General features: G+C 44.5%; 1 protein-coding gene. It reads left to right on the top strand.

Features of this window, described 5'->3' with window-relative positions:
- Positions 1 to 45: 45 nt before the first annotated feature.
- Complete coding sequence (locus FH976_RS15790) at positions 46 to 1,182, top strand: ISAs1 family transposase (protein WP_194091726.1); 1,137 nt, start codon at positions 46 to 48, stop codon at positions 1,180 to 1,182.
- Positions 1,183 to 1,187 lie beyond the last annotated feature (5 nt).

Genomic DNA, 1,187 nt, shown 5'->3' with positions numbered 1-1,187 from the left:
AGGCGATCAGAGCAATGAGTAATCACTTATTGTAGCGTTTAAAGCATGACCGACTCTTTTCTCCAACATTTTGAAGCCATTGAAGACCCACGTATTGACCGATGCAAACGACATGAGCTTCTCGATATTATCCTTTTAGCCGTCAGTGCTGTTCTATCAGGAGCCGAAGGCTGGGAGCAAATTGAAGATTTTGGCATTCATCGTCTAGATTGGCTTCGACGTTATCGTCCCTTTGAATATGGTATTCCACGCCATGATACCATCGCTCGCGTTATATGCCGTCTTAAGCCAGAAGAAATAGAGACAGCGTTTCAGCGCTGGATGAGCTGTCTTATTGAGTCTACAGGGAGTGATGTTATTGCCATTGATGGCAAAACAGCTCGACGCTCTTTTGATACGCGCGACAGGCGAAATCCACTCCATGCGGTCAGCGCTTGGAGTTGTCAACATCAGCTCGTTCTCGGGCAAGTCGCGGTTGATGAGAAGAGCAATGAGATATCGGCTATCCCAAGGTTACTCACATTACTTGATATTGAGAACTGTATCATCACGCTAGACGCTATGGGGTGTCAAAAAGACATTGCGAAGCAGATTGTTAAAGGTAAAGCGGATTACGTATTGGCCTTAAAAGGCAATCACTCAGGAATGAAGGCAGAGCTTGAAGCTTGGTGGCACAAATCAATGCGAGAAGGTACAACGCCTGAAACATATGACGAGTTCAGCGACGTAAGTGCAGGTCATGGACGCATTGAAACTCGTCATTGTGCGCAGTTAATCATTGATAGAAGCTGGTTAGACAAAGGTTTTCGTTGGGATGGCTTGCAGAGTGTAATCAAAGTAACCGCCACAGTTGAAGAAAAATTAAGTGGTAAAAAATCGGAAGAAACTCGATGGTATATCAGTTCATTAGCCCTCAACGCGCAACAAGCATTGGATGCAGTAAGAAGCCACTGGCAGGTAGAAAGTATGCATTGGATGTTAGATGTAACGTTTAGAGAAGATGAGTCACGCATCCGCAGAGGCACAGGAGCTTTAGCTTTCAATGTCCTGAGGAAAATCGCACTAAGCCTTTTTAAACAAGACACAAGTAAAAACATCAGCATGGTAAGAAAGAAGAAGATAGCGGCTCTTGATGATGAGTACCGCTCGGTTCTTTTAAAATCTGGAATTAAAATGCTCTAGCCGTG

Source organism: Vibrio hibernica, from assembly GCF_015223435.1.
Classification (GTDB): Bacteria; Pseudomonadota; Gammaproteobacteria; order Enterobacterales; family Vibrionaceae; genus Vibrio; species Vibrio hibernica.
Note: the sequence above shows the minus strand (reverse complement) of the source record. Positions and strands in the feature narration are given on the sequence as shown.

What these genes read in the sequence shown, in the direction of transcription:
- FH976_RS15790 (WP_194091726.1), top strand. Translation starts at nt 46, where the DNA reads ATGACCGACTCTTTTCTCCAACATTTTGAAGCCATTGAAGACCCACGT.